The organism is Streptomyces sp. NPDC057445, from assembly GCF_042802855.1.
Classification (GTDB): domain Bacteria; phylum Actinomycetota; class Actinomycetes; order Streptomycetales; family Streptomycetaceae; genus Streptomyces.
The window spans coordinates 95,821-112,685 of record NZ_JBHVDH010000003.1 but is presented as its reverse complement, the minus strand read 5'-3'; the positions used below and the strand labels follow the sequence as shown (position 1 = coordinate 112,685).

Below are 16,865 nucleotides of genomic sequence, written 5' to 3'. Positions count from 1 at the left end.
TTTGTAAAAACACGTATCCGCTGCGTAAATGTCAGGCGTAGGCTCAGGCATATGCAGAGTGCGGTTTCCTGGGGATCGTCAAGGATGTGCAGGCCGGCAGCGGGAGGGGTGGGATGAGCGACGGTGGCGCGATGCTTCCCTGGCTGGTGATCCGCCAGGACGACAACGGCAACCGCTATCGCGTCGGCAGGTACGCCACCGAGGACGAGGCGCAGAAGATCGCCGACAGCCTCGACGACCGCGGCCACAAGCAGCTCTACTGGGTGGAGCGCGTCGGGCAGACCACGCCCAGGTAGAACCCTGCGGGGCCCGCCGGGTCGGAGAGACTCGGTGGACCGTCGGCGGGGAGGCCGGACGGCCGCTCGCCGGGGCGCCCGCAGGCGGCGCCGCCGCGCTTTGCGGGGTGCATCGCCCCGCGGGTTACGCTCCGGCGCATGACAGATCGCGTGACCGCCCGGGTCGTGGTGGCCGGAGCCGTGTACGACGAGGGGCGACTGCTCGCCGCGCGCAGGAGCGCCCCGCCGGAGCTCGCCGGCCGTTGGGAGCTTCCCGGCGGCAAGCTGGAGCCCGGCGAGACCCCTGAGCAGGCTCTCGTGCGGGAACTCCGCGAAGAACTGGGCGTCGAGACCGAGCCGGTCGAGCGGATCCCCGGCGAGTGGCCCCTGGGCCCCGGCTATGTGCTGCACGTCTGGACGGCCCGGCTGCTCTCGGGCGAGCCGCGTCCGCTGGAGGACCACGACGAACTGCGCTGGCTGGCCGCTGACGAGCTGGACTCCGTGGACTGGCTGCCGCAGGACCGTCCCGCGGTGGAGGCCGCGGTGCGCCGTCTGTCCCCGGGGTCGCCGTTCGGGTCCTCCGGCCGACCGCGCCACTCGGACCCGTCCGGCCGTACGGGTGGCGCATGCGGCTGAAGCCGTACACCATTCGTGCCACCACGCCCCTGTCCCGGCGATAGCATGCCCCGAATATCGGGTATGTGCTGATTAACCGCCCGAAAGTGGATGTAGGCCAGCGTCAACGGCTGGTCCTGGGAAGTGATCGGCGTGATCGACACCGATGGCGACGTCGCCGAGTGGACTTTCCCTGGCGAGCCCGGTGCCGTACGCACTGCGCGTCATGCCGTCCGCGACGCCCTGCGCACCTGGGGCCTGGACAACGCCATAGGTGACGTAACCGTTCTCCTGGTCAGTGAGCTCGTGACCAATTCTCTTCGGTACGCCTCCGGTCCCATCGGCGTCCGTCTGGTCCGGCTGCATCCCGACGGCGTGTCCCCTTCCCAACAGCCCGCGCTTCTGGTGGAAGTCTCCGATCCGCTTCCGGATCCGCCCCTTGAACGTCCCGCAGGACCCGACGACGAGGGTGGACGCGGACTTCAGCTCGTGGCAGGCGCCGCGAGGCGGTGGGGCACGCGGCGCGGCAGAACCGGCAAGACCGTGTGGTTCGAGCTGCCCTTCCCTGGTTAGAAGTGTGAAGGGACAACGATCACTGCGGCCCGGCTCAAAATGAACGAGACCGCTCTGTGATCGTGAACGCCGTGTCGCCAGGAGCCGTAGTGCTGAATACTGCGGGGCATGGCCGGTCCGGTGCGGTGAGCTGGAGGGGACGGTCGCGTGAGCGAGATACCTGAGACGGCGAGCAGCGTGGTGTGGCAGAGCAGTCCGCCCGGCTCGATCTACGACTACATCAAGGTCGCGTCTTTCTCGATCGGCCCTGACGGGTTGGTCGACCAGTGGAGTCGGCGCGCCGCCGAGCAGTTCGGCATCGAGTCCGCCGAGGTCAGGGGCAAGGACCCGATCGAGGTCTTCATGCCCCCCGAGCTGCGCTCCCGGGGTCACCGCAAGATCGCCGAGATCCTCGACGGCAAGGAGTGGACAGGTCTCGTCCCCTTCCGCATGCCAGGCGAGGGCCGGGCACACGGCCTGGCCGAGGTCTATGTCATGCCGAGCGAGACCGGACGTGGCGAGCGCGCCGCGCTCTGCATCGTGGTCGACGTCCGCGCCCTGCGCGGGATCGAGACGGATCTTGCGGCATCGCAGGCCATTTTTGGCCAATCTCCTTTTGGCTTCCTCCTGTTCGGTCCCGACCTCACCGTCCTGCGCGCCAATCAACGCTTCGTCACTGTGTTCGGCGGTGCGGCTGCGGACCATCGCGGCCGCACCGTCCACGACTACCTCTCCCGGCCCGAGGCAGAGCGGATGACCGCCGCGCTCGGGAGAGTCCTGGAGACCGGTGAATCCGTCACCGATCTGCAGGTCGTCGGAAGTGTGCCCGGCATCACCGAGCGCCGTCACTGGTCCGTCAATCTCTACCGCGTGCACAGCGGGACGGGGCGCCCCATCGGCGTCGCCGGAATCGCCACCGATGTCACCCGTCGTCAGATCGCCGCACGCGAGGCCGCCAGCGCCCGCCGCAACCTGGCCATCCTCAACGAGGCCAGCGCCCGGATCGGCAACTCCCTCGACCTGGAGACCACCGCTCGCGAACTCCTCGACGTCGCCGTTCCCGGGTTCTGCGACCTCGCCTCCGTCGACCTCTACCAGGGCTTGCTCACCGGAGACGAAGCCCCGCCCGGACGCTGGGACTCCGCCCCCTCCGAGGTCTACGGCAGCGGCAGCGCCGAGCTGCGCCGCGTCGCCTTCGCGAGCGCCGTCTCCGGCGCTCTGCCGGTCGCCGGTCCCGACGGCTCCGGCGGGCCCGGCGCGGGGACGCCCGCCTCGCCCTCCGTCGGCGCCGTCCACCACTACCCGTTCAGCTCCGCCTCCGCGGTCGCCCTGCGCACCGCACGCGTGCAGGCCATCCCGGGCGAGGACGGCAGTCTCGTCCAGTCCACCCTCGCGGTGCCGATGGTCGCGCACGATGCTGTCGTCGGGCTCGTCCAGTTCTCCCGGGCGAAGGGCAGTGAACCGTTCGGGGAGAGGGACCGGGCACTCGCCGTCGAGCTCGCCGCCCGCGCCGCGGTCTGCATCGACAACGCACGCCTCTACCGCCGCGAACACGAGCGGGCCCTGATCCTCCAGCGCAGCCTCCTGCCGCCCGGCGACCCCGAAGCCGCGGGCCTCGACATCGCCTGCCGCTATCTGCCCGGCAACACCGCCACGGAAGTCGGCGGTGACTGGTTCGACGTCATCGAACTCCCCGGCCACCGCACCGCTCTCGTCGTCGGCGACGTCATGGGCCGGGGACTGCGTGCGGCCGTGGCCATGGGTGAACTCCGCACCGCCGTGAGGACCTTGGCACTGCTCGACCTCGAGCCCGCGGAAGTGCTCTCCGCGCTCGATGAGATCGCCCGCGGACTCGGCACCCCCAGCGGCGCCCAACAGGCGTCCCGCGTCGCCCACAAGTCACGCGGCCCCGAGCTCTCCGAGGTCTATCTGGCGACCTGTGTCTACGCCGTCTACGACCCGGTGACCAGGCGCTGCACCTTCGCCAACGCGGGCCATCTGCCGCCTGTGCTCGTCGAGCCCGGGGAGGAGGCCCTGCTGCTCGACGTGCCGCCCGGGATGCCGCTCGGAGTCGGCGGGGAGCCCTTCGAGGAGGTCCAGGTCGAACTGCCTGAGGGCGCGCTCCTCGCGCTCTACACGGACGGCCTCGTCGAATCGCGTGACCACCCCCTCGACGAGGGGCTGAGTGCCTTCCGGAAGGCACTCACCGACCCCTCCCGGCCGTCGCCCGGCCGCCACCTTCCGGCGACGGTGCTCGGCGCCGATGCGCCGGGCGCCGGCGAGGGAGCCCGCACCCACTCGCTCGAGGACATCTGCGACCACGTCCTGAACACCCTCGACACCCGGCACGGTGAGGACGACATCGCCCTGCTGATGGCCAGGATCCAGGGGATGCCGACGGAGGCCGTGGGGGACTGGCGGCTGCCCCGCGAACCCCGCTCGGTGGGGCGGGCCCGCGAGCTCGCCCGGGCGCAGCTGGTTGCCTGGGAACTCGAACCCCTCGTGGACACGGTCGAACTGCTCGTCAGCGAACTCGTCACCAACGCGCTCCGCTACGGCGAGGGCGAGATACGTCTGCGGCTGCTGCGTGATCGCACCCTTGTCTGCGAGGTGTGGGACGCCGGTCTCGTACAACCGCGGCGACGGCGGGCCCGGGACACCGACGAGGGCGGCCGCGGGCTCCAGCTCGTCGGTCTGCTGAGTGCGGCATGGGGATCGCGCCGGACCCCGCGCGGCAAGACCGTTTGGTTCGAACTCGCCCTGCCGGACGGGGACTCCACGGCCGAGCCGAGCGTGGAGCAGCTGCTCAGCATGTTCTGACCCGGGCGGGCGTGGGGGACACCGGGCCCGCGGGCCGCCCCGCCTTCGGTCCTGGTCGGGGCGGCCCGGACCCACGCCGGGGACGCGACCACGCCAAGGGCCGGTGCGGGAGTCGGAGTCGGAACCGGCGCCGGAGACACGGCCGTGGCCGGGCCCGCACGGGCCGCCCCGCCTTCGGTCCTGGTCGGGGCGGCCCGGGCGAGCCCAACCAGGACCGAAGGCGGGACCGGGGCCGTTGGGCGGCACTGCATGACGTACGTCGCTCGTCGGGCCGCCGATCCGGAGCAGGAACGGCACCGCGTCAGAAACCGCCGCCGCCCAGCCGGCCGCGCGTACCCCCACCGCCGAAGCTCGCCGGGCCGACGCCCGATCCGCCGTCTCCCGGACCCCCGTCATGGTCCCCGCCCCCTCCGTGTCCGCGCTCGCCGCCGACCGGGCCGCCGAGGATGATTCCGCCGAGCACGGCACCGCCGAACCCGCCTCCACCTCCTTGTGCACCGCCCGAGCCGAAGGGGTTCCCGTACGAGAGGACGTCCTCTTCCGCGAGGCTCAGCCCCTCCCGGGCAAGGGAATCCGCCCGCTGCGCGTCGGCCAGCGCGCCCTGCGTCTCGTCCAGCTCCGCCAGTTCCCGCGAGCGCTCCAGCAGCCGCCGCGCCTCCGCGAGCCGGGTCCGGGCCCGCGTCACGACCGCTCCGCGGTGTGTCGTGACGAAGTCCGTGGCCCCTGCGAGCGTGGAACGCGCGGCGAGCGTCGCCCGGTCCAGCAGCGCGCTCCGCCGCGCCTCCTGCTCGCGCTCCCCCGTGCCCGGCAAGGCAGCCTCCAGCACGGCCGCCACCTCCACCAGCCGGCGCAGCGCGTCGATCGGGTCGTACGGCCCGGCCTCCGTCGCCCGCTGCACCTGTGCGACCACGGTCTCCGCCTCGCCGATCCGGCCCCGCAGATCGGCCTTGGCCGTGCCCTCGGCGGTGTCCTTCAGCAGTTCCCGCACGTCCGTGAGGACGGCCACCGTCCCGCTGATCGCACCCGGCAGCTTCCCCGCCGCCTCCGCGAGGTCCTGAGCGCGCCCGTCGACCGCGTCGATGAGCCGTCCTGCCTGGTCGACCCCGCCTTCCGCGGCCCGGATGTGGACGGCCGCCGTGGCGACGTCGCCGGTACCGGCCGACTGCCGTGCCCGGTCGAGAGACGTCGACGCGAACAGCAGCCGCTCCCGGGCTTGCTGGACATCGCTCGCGACGGGCGCGCAGCCGGACTCGCCGTACCGTTCGCGCATGACGCCGAGGGTGACTTCCGCCGTGCGGGCCCGTCCGTCGAGCTCCTGGCAAGCGGACTCGGCCGTGGCGAGGGCCTGCGGGGCGGACCCTTCGAGGGCGCGCAGCCGGTCGAAGCCCTCCGCCTCCGCGTCCAGCAGCCGGTTGGCCTCCGCGCAACGGGAGATGATCTCGTCCAGCATCTGACGTCGGCTCGCCTCGTCCTCGAAATAGGCGTCGTCCAGCGCCTGCCGCAACCGGAAGGCCGTCGACAACTCGTCCTGGGCATGCACCACCGCCTCCGTGAAGGGCGTGGTGGCCGCCTGGCCGAACTGGGCCGTGGCGAACCCGAGTTCCTCCTCGCTGGTACGGAGTGCGTCGTCCGTGTCCACGAGCGTCCGCCGCGCCTGAATGTCGAGTTCGTCGAGACCCGGCAGGGGACCGGGCGGATCGGGCGAAGGCTCCTCGTGGCGGGCCTCCGGCGCGGTCTGTCGGCGCCCGGGGGTCGTGACCTCCTTCACCCGGCGTCTGCGCCGGCCGTAGATGTAGACGGAGAGCGCGGCCACCCCGCCCAGCACGGCGACCGGGAGGATGAGGTCGGTGGTGGAGACGCCCTCTCTGCCTTCGCCGGGGTCGGCCGCGACGGGTGTGACCGCAGGTGACGGCGTCGGCTTCGAGGCGAGCACGGTGTCGTCGCAGCCGTTCGCCTTGCCGGAGAAGCCGCACGCGTACGCGACGGGCAGTTCGATGCGCCGGTGATCGTGGAGCCGGTCGACGGCCGGCACCACCTCGCCCTCCCGGTCACCGAGCGCGTCCACGCGGTCGGTGATCCGGCCCTGTCCCGGCAGCTTCACCCGGTCCTCGGCCCAGGCGCACTGAATGACGGGCACGACGAGCCACCATGCCGCCACCAGCACGGCGAGCAGAGCCCGAGTGGCTGTTCGTGTCACGTTTGGGAGGCTATGTCCGCCGCCCGGGCGGCGCGACCGGACGGCAGACCCGGTAGCGGCCCCGGGGGATCCCCTCAGTGCTGCGGTGACCGCTCCTCGGCCCCGCACACCGCCCCGGAGCGTGCCGCGGTGCTCCCCGTCATGACCAGCAGGTTCACAGCGCGTGACCGTCACTGTCAGTGGTTGCCTCTAGGGTTGGAGATCATTCGGCACTGCTGACGGGGGATTCCGGGTGAACGCATCACCACGCCACGTCCCGCGCCGCGCGCTCGCGCGGCTCCGGGGTCCAGGGCTGCGATGGCCGCGGCGCATCGCGCTCGCGCTCGTTCTGCTGCTGACCGTGCCCGCCCTGGCCGGGGCCACGGCACTGCGTCTCAACTACGCGGGGGAGTACGAGAAGGGCACGAAGACGCGAGGGAAGGACGCCGTCTGGCTCGGGCACGCCTGGGTGGACGGCCGGAAGAAGGACGCCGACCTCGACGCCTTCGCCGCGCGGACAAGGGGGACCGGGATACGGGACCTGTATGTGCACGCGGGGCCGCTCGAGCACGACGGGACGCTGCCCGCCACGCGGTATCCGCGGGCGCGGTGGCTGATCGACGGCGTCCACCGCAGGATTCCCGGCCTGAGGGTGCAGGCCTGGCTCGGCGACAAGCTGGCCACCGAGTCACCGGACGGGCTGCGACTGGAGCGGGCCGCGTCCAGGGCCGCCGTGGTCCGCTCGGCCGACCGGATCCTGGCAGCGGGCTTCGACGGGGTGCACTTCGACCTGGAGCCGCTGCACTCCGGCGACCGTGACTATCTGTCGCTGCTGGACGATCTGAGGGTGCTCACCCAGGCACGCCGGGTCCCCCTCTCGGTCGCCGCCCACCAGATGGACCCGCTGCCGACGGTGCACTCGGTCGCGGGAGCGGTTACCGGCAGCCCCAAGTGGTGGTCGCAGGAGTTCTTCGGCGAAGTGGCCCGCAGGGTCGACCAGATAGCCGTCATGTCGTACGACACCTGGATGCCGCTGGAGAGCCTCTACGGCGGATATGTCGCCCAGCAGACCTCGCTGGCGCTCGAAGTCACTCCTCGCAGCACGGACTTGCTGATGGGGCTGCCCTTCTTCCACGAGGACGACCTGGGCCACTGGGAGAACGCCGAGACGGTGGCGGCAGCGATCCGGGGCACTCGTCTCGGGCTCGGGAGGACGGACCGCGAACGGGAGCGGTTCGGGGTGGCGCTGTACGTCGATTTCGCTGCCGAGGAGGAGGACTGGGCGGCGTACCGGGAGGAATGGCACTGACCGGAGGCCGGCCCGCGGCAGATGGCACGGGCCGGCGCCCACCCGGGACGGGCGTCATTCCGCCCGTCGCCGGATCTTGTTCCCCAGCCACACCAGTGGGTCGTACTTCCGGTCGACCGTCCGCTCCTTCAGCGGGATCAGCGCGTTGTCGGTGATCCTGATGCCTTCGGGGCACACCTCCGTGCAGCACTTGGTGATGTTGCAGTAGCCCAGGCCGTGTTCGTCGTGAGCCGTGCTCTTGCGGTCCAGGCCCGACTCGGCGGCCGCGTCCAGAGGGTGCATGTCCAGTTCCGCGACGCGCATCAGGAAGCGGGGGCCGGCGAAGGCCGCCTTGTTCTCCTCGTGGTCGCGCACCACATGGCAGGTGTCCTGGCACAGGAAGCACTCGATGCACTTCCGGAACTCCTGCGAGCGGTCCACATCGACCTGCTGCATGCGGTACTCGCCGGCGGCGACGCCAGGTGGCGGGACGAAGGAGGGGATCTCACGGGCCTTGGCGTAGTTGAAGGAGACGTCCGTGACCAGATCGCGCACCACAGGGAAGGCCCGCAGCGGCGTCACGGTGATCGTCTCGTCGCGGGAGAAGACGGACATGCGGGTCATGCACAGCAGCCGCGGGCGGCCGTTGATCTCCGCGCTGCACGAGCCGCACTTGCCCGCCTTGCAGTTCCAGCGCACCGCGAGGTCGGGCGCCTGCGTGGCCTGGAGCCGGTGGATGATGTCGAGGACGACCTCGCCGTCATGGACCTCGACGGTGAAGTCGGTGAGGTCCCCGCCTTCCTGGTCGCCCCGCCACACCCTGAACCGAGCGTCGTACGTGCTCATTCGTACAGCTCCTCTTCGGCGAGGTACTTGACCAGCTCCTCCTTCTCGAAGAGGGCCAGCAGGTCGTTGCGGATGGGCTCGGTGGTCTTCCGTACGAGATCGATCTGACCGTGAGCGGGGTCGGCGACCGCGAGGCCGCCCGTGGGGTCGGCGAGCCGGCACATCAGATTGATCCGGCGCCACTCGCGTTCCATCCCGGGGTAGTCCTCGCGGGTGTGGCCGCCGCGGCTCTCGGTGCGCTCCAGGGCGGACTTCGCGATGCACTCGCTGACCAGCAGCATGTTCCTCAGGTCCAGCGAGAGATGCCACCCCGGGTTGAACTGGCGGTGGCCCTCGACGCCGGCCCGCCGCGCGCGCACCCTGAGCTCGGACAGCTTCCTCAGGGCCTGCACCATCTCGGGTTCGCGCCGGATGATCCCGACGAGGTCGTTCATGGCCTGCTGCAGTTCCTGGTGCAGGGTGTAGGGGTTCTCCGGGGCCGTGCCGGGCTCCGGGCCCTCCGCGCTGAACGGACGCAGCGCCTCCGCCGCCGCCGCGTCGATCTGCGCCTCGTCCACGAGCGGTCGCGTCCCGCCGAGCCCTGAGGCGTGTTCGGCGGCGTGCAGTCCCGCCCGCCGGCCGAAGACCAGCAGATCGGAGAGAGAGTTGCCGCCCAGCCGGTTGGAGCCGTGCATGCCGCCCGCGACCTCGCCCGCCGCGTACAGCCCGGGGACGCCGACCGCCGCGGCCGTTTCCGAGTCGACCGCGATGCCGCCCATCACATAGTGGCAGGTCGGCCCGACCTCCATGGCTTCCGCCGTGATGTCCACGTCGGCCAGCTCCTTGAACTGGTGGTACATGGACGGCAGTCGGCGCCGGATCACCTCCGCCGGCATCCGGGTGGACACATCGAGGAACACCCCGCCGTGCGGGGACCCGCGGCCGGCCTTCACCTCGGCGTTGATCGCGCGGGCGACCTCGTCACGGGGGAGCAACTCGGGCGGGCGCCGGTTGTTGTCCGGGTCCTCGTACCAGCGGTCGCCCTCCTCCTCCGACTCCGCGTACTTCTCCTTGAAGACGTCGGGGATGTAGTCGAACATGAACCGCTTGCCGTCACTGTTGCGCAGCACCCCTCCGTCGCCACGCACGGACTCGGTGACGAGGATCCCCTTCACCGACGGCGGCCAGACCATCCCGGTCGGATGGAACTGGACGAACTCCATGTTGAGCAGAGGGGCCCCGGCGAGCAGCGCCAGCGCATGCCCGTCGCCCGTGTACTCCCACGAGTTCGACGTGACCTTGAAGGACTTGCCGATGCCGCCGGTGGCCAGGACCACCGCGGGGGCCTCGAGCACGAAGAAACGGCCGGACTCGCGCTCGTAGCAGAAGGCTCCCGACACATGCGCGCCCTCCTTGAGCACACGGGTCACCGTGCACTCCTGGAAGACCTTCAGCCGGGCCTCGTAGTCCCCGTACTCGGCCTTGTCCTCCTGCTGCAGCGAGACGATCTTCTGCTGGAGGGTCCGGATCAGCTCCAGGCCCGTCCGGTCGCCGACGTGCGCCAGTCGCGGGTACTCATGGCCGCCGAAGTTGCGCTGGGAGATCCTCCCGTCCTTCGTGCGGTCGAAGAGGGCTCCCCACGTCTCCAGTTCCCACACCCGCTCCGGCGCCTCCTGGGCGTGCAGCTCCGCCATCCGCCACTGGTTGAGGAACTTCCCGCCGCGCATGGTGTCGCGGAAGTGGACCTGCCAGTTGTCGTGGGCGTTCGCATTGGCCATGGAGGCGGCGATGCCGCCCTCCGCCATGACGGTGTGGGCCTTGCCGAAGAGCGACTTGCAGATCACGGCCGTCCTGGCGCCCCGCTCACGGGCCTCGATGGCGGCCCGCAGCCCCGCGCCGCCCGCACCCACCACGACGACGTCCCACTCCTGCCGTTCCAGCTCAGTCATCAGAGGGCACCTTCCCTAGAAGAAGCGCGGATCGTCGAAGGCGCCGGTGGCGAGCAGATACACATAGAAGTCGGCGAGTGCGACGCTGATCAACGAAGCCCAGGCGAGAACCATGTGACGGTCATTCAGCTTTCCGACCCAGCCCCACAGCCGGTAGCGCACCGGGTGCTTCGAGAAGTGCTTCAGGCGCCCGCCGATGATGTGCCGGCAGGAGTGGCAGGAGAGGGTGTACGACCAGATCAGCACGATGTTGACGAGGAACACCAGCGTGCCGAGACCCATGTGCCCCCACGCGTAGTGCTCGTCGCGGAAGGCGAGCACCGTGTCGTACGTGAGGATGCCCGCGACCGGCAGTGCCGCATAGAAGAAGTAGCGGTGGATGTTCTGCAGGATCAGCGGGAAACGGGTCTCGCCCGTGTACTTCTTGTGCGGCTCTGCGACCGCGCAGGCCGGGGGCGAGGCCCAGAAGCCCCGGTAGTAGGCCTTGCGGTAGTAGTAGCAGGTCAGCCGGAAGCCGAGCGGGAAGATCAGGATCAGCAGCGCCGGGGACAGGCCCCACCAGCTGCCGAAGATCTCCCAGTTGGGGCCGGCGCGCATCGGCTCACAGTTCTCCGCGAGGCAGGGCGAGTAGAACGGTGAGACGTACGGCGCGGCGTAGTAGTCGCTGTTCGCGAAGGCCCGCCAGGTCGAGTAGACGACGAAGGCGAGCAGACCGGCGGCGGTGACGGCGGGCGCCAGCCACCAGCGGTCCGTCCTGAGGTGGCGGGGGACGATGGCGGCGCGTGTGGCGCCGTGCACGCCTGTGTCGGTGCGAGGTTCGGTGCCTGTGGCCAACGAGGTCTCCTAGGGCGCGTGCCGGTCGCGCGCACCCAGGCCCTCGTCGTCCGAATCCGTCCACAGCGTGCTGTCGTACGGAGTGTCGGGGATGGTGACCAGGTCTTCGGGGCGGTTGGCCGGCTGGGCACGGGTGGCGTCCTCACGCACTTGGGTGAGGCTCCGCTCCAGCCGATCGACCGTACGGACCAGGTCGTCGAGACAGCGCTTGACGGCTGTCAAATCGTCCTGCAGGGACATGTATTGCCCTCACTTCCGCGGTCGCGGGTGGCATGCGGGTGTCTGGGGGTCGCTCCCCAGAGGGCTCTTTGTGCGCCTGCGAGTGTCGCGCGTCACATCCCTTGTTGTGAAGGCGTGTGCACCGATTCCCGGCGCGCGCCACCCGGAAGGGTGCGTCCCCGTTGGGCCGCATGGGTGGGTTTGCGGGCCGCGTCGTCGTGTCGGCGTCACGCCCCTGCCCGCCGTGCCTTTCAGTGTAGGCGCAATAGGTGTGATCATCGCTAAATTCTCAGACCAGGACGAAGAGGTACAGGCCATGCCCTACGTCGTCGCCTCACGCCGCAGGACCCTGCGCTCCGTCGCCCTCTTCACCGGCGGCGTACTCGCGCTTCCCGTACTGGCCGGCTGCAGCACGGCGGAGCCCGGGGCCGACCACAAGCCGGTCCCCATGGACATCGGACTCGCATCCCGCGACGTGGTCGCGGACGGCGGAACGCTGCGCTGGGCCGTCGACGCCATGCCCACGACGCTCAACACCTTCCAGGCCGACGCCGACGCCGCCACCTCCCGCGTCGTCGGCGCGGTGCTGCCGTCCCTCTTCACCATGGACGAGCGCGGCCGTCCGCAACGCAACCCCGACTACCTGGAGTCGGCCGAGGTCGTGGACACCGAGCCCAAGCAGGTCGTCCTCTACAAGCTCAAACAGCAGGCGGTCTGGAGCGACGGCCGTGAGATCGGTGCACCCGACTTCGTCGCCCAGTGGCGCGCGCTGAGCGGAAAGGATTCGGCGTACTGGACCGCACGCAACGCGGGTTACGACCGGATCGAGAAGATCGAGCGCGGCGCGAACGACCTGGAGGTCCGGGTCACCTTCGCCAAGCCGTACGCCGACTGGCAGTCGCTCTTCACCCCGCTCTACCCCAAGGACGTGATGGGGACCCCGACAGCCTTCAACGACGACGCCCGGGGCGCACTGGCCTCCACCGCCGGGCCGTTCAGACTGCAGAGCCTCGACCAGAAGGCCGGCACGGTGACACTCGCGCGCAATCCCCGCTGGTGGGGGCAGCCCGCCAAGCTGGACTCGCTCGTGCTGCGCGCGGTCCCGCGCGACCAGCGTGCCGCCGCGCTCGCCACCGGGACCGTCGATCTGGCCGAGATCGACCGTGCCGTCGCCGACCGCATCGCCCTCGCGGTGCGGGACGGAAACGGGCAGGCCGCCGCGCACGGACCCGGCACCGCCGCCTCGCCGGCCGCCGCGGTGAAGTCCTTGGCGAAGGCGTACGGCTCCGACGAGGACCAGGCCGAGGCCATCCAGCTCGCCCGCGGCAGGAACCGGGCCGCGATCGCCCACTACGCCACCGAGCAGATCGCGCTGCGCGCCTTCGTCGTCCGCAAGTCGCTGGAGCCGGCGTACACCCAGCTCGCGCTGAACGGCGAGTCCGGGCCTCTCTCGGACGAGCGGGTTCGCCGTGCCGTGGCCCGCGCGCTGAACCGCCAGGAGCTGGCGGAGGTCGTGCTGAAGCCACTGGGGCTGCCCGCGTATCCTGTCGGCAGCCATCTGGCGCTCGCCGGACAGCCGGCATACGCCGACAGCAGTGGCGCCCTCGGCGGTCAGGACACCGAGGAGGCCCAGGCACTGCTCGCAGATGCGGGCTGGACACCTGAGGGTGCGCGGAAGAAGGCTCCGGACGGGACCAAGGCCGGCGCCGGGGCGGACGCGGACACGAGCCCGGCGGCGCCGAGTCCGGCGGCAACCGGCCCCGCGGCGAAGAGCCCCGCGGCCGATGCCCCCGCAGTCGGCTCCGGCAGCCCCGCGGCGAGCAGTCCCGCGGCCCCGGCCACCCCGGGCGGCCCCGCCGTGAGCACTCCGGCGCCGGCCGGCCCGGACGCGCAGAGCCCGGACGCGCAGAGCCCGGCCGCGCAGAGCCCGGACGCGCAGAGCCTCGCCCCCGCGACTCCGGCGCCGGCGAGCCCCGCCGCCGGGAACCTGGCGAGCGGCTCGGAAGGGGACTCCGCCTCCGACGAGGGCCTCTACGTCGTCGGTGACGGCAAACCGGGCGACGCCGTCCCCGGCCGCGAGGCCGGCTGGAACATCCTCGCCCCCGCCCGTACCGCCGCCCTCCAGCGGGCGGCCCTGCGCAGGCAGGCCGACGCCCTCGACGGCCCCGACGACCACCGTGCCGCGGACTTCCGCGACGACTCCGCCGAAGCCGACGGGAAAGCCGACGCCGACGGGAAGCAGCACGGTGTCGCCGGCGCCTACGCCCCGATCGGCACCCGGGCCCCCGCCCCCGCCCATGAGCAGAAGGGCTCGGCCCGCGGCCCGCTCGGCAAGGACGGCGAGCCGCTCACCCTCAGATTCGTCCTCCCGTCCGGCCCGGGCTCAGAGGCCCTGCGCACGGTCGGGGACCGGATCGCACGGATGCTGGACAGGGTCGGCATCCGCACCGAGGTCACCAAGGTCGCCGACGAGAGCTATTTCAAGGACCACGTCGCCTCGGGCGAGTACGACCTCGCCCTCTACTCCTGGCCCGCCACGGCCTACCCCGCGACCGACGCCCGGCCGATCTTCGCCAAGCCGCTGCCGGCGAGCGACGGGTCCCTGCTCGTGGAGCAGAACTACACCCGGGTCGGTACGGACCACATCGACCAGCTCTTCGCCCAGGCGGTCGCCGAGCTGGATGCGAAGGAGGCCCTGGACCTGATGAAGAAGGCCGACGCCCGTATCTGGGCCGCCGCCGGCTCCATCCCGCTCTACCAGCGCCCGCAGCTGGTGGCGGTCAAGCGGGATCTGGTGAACGCGGGCGCCTTCGGATTCGCCACACCGCGCTATCAGGACATCGGCTTCAAGCGGTCGAAAACCACGACGAACGATAAGAACTAGCAGGTCAGCGCCTGGGTGATGGCCCGCGGAACCGCGTCGTCCGGCGCCGGGGCAACGGAGAACCTCAGAACCTGCTCAAGTCCCTTGCCCGCCGGAGCCTCCGGCGGGCAAGGTCGTATTTGCCCATGACCCGGGCCTCATGCACCCCCCACCACCTGCACCCCGCTCGCCTTCCTCCACCACCCGGAGCCCGCCCTCGGATCGGGCCGGGAAGCCCCTTTCCGCGGCAGCCCCGTACCATGGGACACAGCCGTGGCGCGTCCGCCCGGCGGGCGTACGAGCAAACAGACGCCGCATCCCACGATCCGAGAGAAGCGCAAGCACCCATGCCCACGCGCCACGACATTCGCAACGTCGCCATCGTCGCCCACGTCGACCACGGCAAGACCACCCTGGTCGACGCCATGCTGAAGCAGGCCGGCGCCTTCGCCGCCCACCAGCAGCTCGACGACCGCATGATGGACTCGAACGACCTGGAGCGTGAGAAGGGCATCACGATCCTCGCCAAGAACACCGCGGTGAAGTATCACCCGAAGGACGGCGGGGACCCGATCACGATCAACATCATCGACACCCCAGGCCACGCCGACTTCGGCGGCGAGGTCGAGCGCGGTCTGTCGATGGTCGACGCGGTCGTGCTGCTCGTCGATGCGTCCGAGGGCCCCCTCCCGCAGACCCGCTTCGTGCTCCGCAAGGCCCTCCAGGCCCGGATGCCGGTCATCCTCTGCATCAACAAGACGGACCGCCCTGACTCCCGGATCGACGAGGTCGTCAACGAGACCTACGACCTCTTCCTCGACCTGGACGCGGACGAGGACCAGATCGAGTTCCCGATCGTCTACGCCTGTGCCCGTGACGGCGTCGCCTCGCTGACCAAGCCGGAGGACGGCACCGTCCCGGCCGACAGCGACAGCCTGGAGCCCTTCTTCTCCACCCTGCTCGAGCACGTCCCGGCCCCGGAGTACGACGAGAGCGCCCCGCTTCAGGCGCACGTCACCAACCTCGACGCCGACAACTTCCTCGGCCGTATCGCGCTGCTCCGCGTCGAGCAGGGCGAACTGCGCAAGGGCCAGACGGTCGCATGGATCAAGCGCGACGGCACGATCTCGAACGTCCGCATCACCGAGCTGATGATGACCGAGGCGCTCACCCGCAAGCCGGCCGAGATGGCCGGCCCCGGTGACATCTGTGCGGTCGCCGGTATCCCCGACATCATGATCGGCGAGACGCTGGCCGACCCGGAGAACCCGGTCGCGCTCCCGCTGATCTCGGTCGACGAGCCTGCGATCTCCATGACCATCGGTACGAACACCTCGCCGCTGGTCGGTCGCGGCGGCACCGGCAAGGGCGCGGACAACAAGGCCGCGGTCAAGGACCGCAAGGTCACCGCCCGCCAGGTCAAGGACCGCCTGGACCGCGAGCTGATCGGTAACGTCTCGCTCCGCGTCCTCGACACCGAGCGTCCCGACGCCTGGGAGGTCCAGGGCCGTGGTGAGCTCGCGCTCGCCATCCTCGTCGAGCAGATGCGCCGTGAGGGCTTCGAGCTGACCATCGGCAAGCCGCAGGTGGTCACCCAGATCGTCGACGGCAAGGTGCACGAGCCGGTCGAGCGCATGACGATCGACGTGCCCGAGGAGCACATGGGCGCGGTCACTCAGCTCATGGGTGTCCGCAAGGGCCGCATGGACAACATGTCGAACCACGGCTCCGGCTGGGTCCGTATGGAGTTCGTCGTTCCGTCCCGCGGTCTCATCGGTTTCCGTACGGAGTTCCTGACGAACACCCGCGGTACCGGTATCGCCCACTCGATCCACGAGGGCCACGAGCCGTGGTTCGGCCCGCTGGTGACGCGCAACAACGGCTCCCTGGTCGCCGACCGCTCGGGTGCGGTCACGCCGTTCGCGATGATCAACCTGCAGGAGCGCGGCGTCCTGTTCACCGAGCCCGGCACCGAGGTGTACGAGGGCATGATCGTCGGCGAGAACTCGCGCTCCGACGACATGGACGTGAACATCACCAAGGAGAAGAAGCTCACCAACATGCGTGCGGCTTCCGCGGACAACACGGAGAACGTGGTGCCGCCGCGCAAGCTGTCGCTGGAGCAGTCCCTGGAGTTCTGCCGCGATGACGAGTGCGTCGAGGTGACCCCGGAGGCGGTCCGTATCCGCAAGGTGAACCTGGACGCCCGTGAGCGCGCCCGCGCGGCGTCGCGCGCCAAGCACGGCTGATCCGGTCCGGCTTCCGGCCGGCTGATTCGGAAGGGGCCCGGCTTCCCGCAGAGACTGTGGGGAGCCGGGCCCTTCGTCAACTCATTTTGGCCTCCGAGCCGACCTATACGTCCGTTTATCGAACGTGGCTCTCCGGAACATGTGTTAACGGTCCGTTTCGCGGGTGTCTGTCTGTGATCGCTTTGTCCGGATTTCGGTCC

12 protein-coding genes are annotated in these 16,865 nt (G+C 70.6%); 7 read left to right on the top strand and 5 right to left on the bottom strand.

Translation table 11 applies throughout. The annotated features are described in order from the left end of the window. The first annotated feature begins 113 nt into the window (after positions 1–113). The 4 genes from ACFU5O_RS08435 to ACFU5O_RS08420 all read left to right on the top strand — a co-directional run bounded on the left by ACFU5O_RS08435 (position 114) and on the right by ACFU5O_RS08420 (position 4,262). Positions 114–296: an SPOR domain-containing protein gene (locus ACFU5O_RS08435; RefSeq protein ID WP_384238017.1), complete on the top strand. Its 183-nt coding sequence runs from the start codon at positions 114–116 to the stop codon at positions 294–296. A 138-nt stretch (positions 297–434) separates the two neighbouring features. After that, entirely contained in the window at positions 435–911 is a 477-nt protein-coding gene (locus tag ACFU5O_RS08430) for a (deoxy)nucleoside triphosphate pyrophosphohydrolase (RefSeq protein WP_384238014.1), read from the top strand. Between the two features lie 123 nt (positions 912–1,034). Next, positions 1,035–1,463 (top strand): ATP-binding protein, encoded by a 429-nt coding sequence (locus tag ACFU5O_RS08425; protein WP_384238011.1) that lies wholly within the window; start codon positions 1,035–1,037, stop codon positions 1,461–1,463. Positions 1,464–1,610: 147 nt separating this feature from the next. After that, on the top strand, positions 1,611–4,262 hold the full coding sequence (locus tag ACFU5O_RS08420; protein ID WP_384238008.1) for a SpoIIE family protein phosphatase: 2,652 nt from the start codon (positions 1,611–1,613) through the stop codon (positions 4,260–4,262). Positions 4,263–4,563: 301 nt separating this feature from the next. Here the strand turns inward: ACFU5O_RS08420 and ACFU5O_RS08415 are convergent, their stop codons facing one another. Then, positions 4,564–6,459, bottom strand: coding sequence for a TPM domain-containing protein (locus ACFU5O_RS08415; RefSeq protein WP_384238006.1), 1,896 nt, complete (start codon positions 6,457–6,459; stop codon positions 4,564–4,566). 292 nt (positions 6,460–6,751) lie between these two features. Between ACFU5O_RS08415 and ACFU5O_RS08410 the strand changes: the two genes are divergently transcribed. Continuing rightward, positions 6,752–7,747 carry a hypothetical protein gene (locus ACFU5O_RS08410; protein WP_384238918.1) on the top strand — a complete coding sequence of 332 codons (996 nt, stop codon included), beginning with the start codon at positions 6,752–6,754 and terminating at the stop codon, positions 7,745–7,747. A 54-nt stretch (positions 7,748–7,801) separates the two neighbouring features. Here the strand turns inward: ACFU5O_RS08410 and ACFU5O_RS08405 are convergent, their stop codons facing one another. Genes ACFU5O_RS08405 through ACFU5O_RS08390 form a run of 4 tightly spaced genes read right to left on the bottom strand, consistent with a single transcriptional unit; the run spans position 7,802 to position 11,574 of the window. Continuing rightward, positions 7,802–8,572 carry a succinate dehydrogenase/fumarate reductase iron-sulfur subunit gene (locus tag ACFU5O_RS08405; protein ID WP_384238003.1) on the bottom strand — a complete coding sequence of 257 codons (771 nt, stop codon included), beginning with the start codon at positions 8,570–8,572 and terminating at the stop codon, positions 7,802–7,804. Beyond that, positions 8,569–10,500 (bottom strand): fumarate reductase/succinate dehydrogenase flavoprotein subunit, encoded by a 1,932-nt coding sequence (locus ACFU5O_RS08400; RefSeq protein WP_384238000.1) that lies wholly within the window; start codon positions 10,498–10,500, stop codon positions 8,569–8,571. Before ACFU5O_RS08400 ends, ACFU5O_RS08405 begins: the two co-directional genes overlap by 4 nt. 15 nt (positions 10,501–10,515) lie before the next feature. After that, complete coding sequence (locus ACFU5O_RS08395; RefSeq protein WP_384237998.1) at positions 10,516–11,334, bottom strand: hypothetical protein; 819 nt, start codon at positions 11,332–11,334, stop codon at positions 10,516–10,518. A gap of 9 nt (positions 11,335–11,343) precedes the next feature. Beyond that, positions 11,344–11,574, bottom strand: coding sequence for a hypothetical protein (locus ACFU5O_RS08390; RefSeq protein ID WP_384237995.1), 231 nt, complete (start codon positions 11,572–11,574; stop codon positions 11,344–11,346). Between the two features lie 295 nt (positions 11,575–11,869). Between ACFU5O_RS08390 and ACFU5O_RS08385 the strand changes: the two genes are divergently transcribed. After that, positions 11,870–14,437: an ABC transporter substrate-binding protein gene (locus tag ACFU5O_RS08385; protein WP_384237992.1), complete on the top strand. Its 2,568-nt coding sequence runs from the start codon at positions 11,870–11,872 to the stop codon at positions 14,435–14,437. 326 nt (positions 14,438–14,763) lie between these two features. After that, on the top strand, positions 14,764–16,665 hold the full coding sequence (gene typA / locus ACFU5O_RS08380) for a translational GTPase TypA (protein ID WP_384237989.1): 1,902 nt from the start codon (positions 14,764–14,766) through the stop codon (positions 16,663–16,665). Positions 16,666–16,865 lie beyond the last annotated feature (200 nt).

Bases quoted from the DNA above. Each gene is read 5' to 3' on its own strand.
- ACFU5O_RS08435 (WP_384238017.1), top strand. From the start codon at position 114: ATGAGCGACGGTGGCGCGATGCTTCCCTGGCTGGTGATCCGCCAGGAC.
- ACFU5O_RS08430 (WP_384238014.1), top strand. From the start codon at position 435: ATGACAGATCGCGTGACCGCCCGGGTCGTGGTGGCCGGAGCCGTGTAC.
- ACFU5O_RS08405 (WP_384238003.1), bottom strand. From the start codon at position 8,572: ATGAGCACGTACGACGCTCGGTTCAGGGTGTGGCGGGGCGACCAGGAA.
- ACFU5O_RS08400 (WP_384238000.1), bottom strand. From the start codon at position 10,500: ATGACTGAGCTGGAACGGCAGGAGTGGGACGTCGTCGTGGTGGGTGCG.
- ACFU5O_RS08390 (WP_384237995.1), bottom strand. From the start codon at position 11,574: ATGTCCCTGCAGGACGATTTGACAGCCGTCAAGCGCTGTCTCGACGAC.
- ACFU5O_RS08385 (WP_384237992.1), top strand. From the start codon at position 11,870: ATGCCCTACGTCGTCGCCTCACGCCGCAGGACCCTGCGCTCCGTCGCC.
- typA (WP_384237989.1), top strand. From the start codon at position 14,764: ATGCCCACGCGCCACGACATTCGCAACGTCGCCATCGTCGCCCACGTC.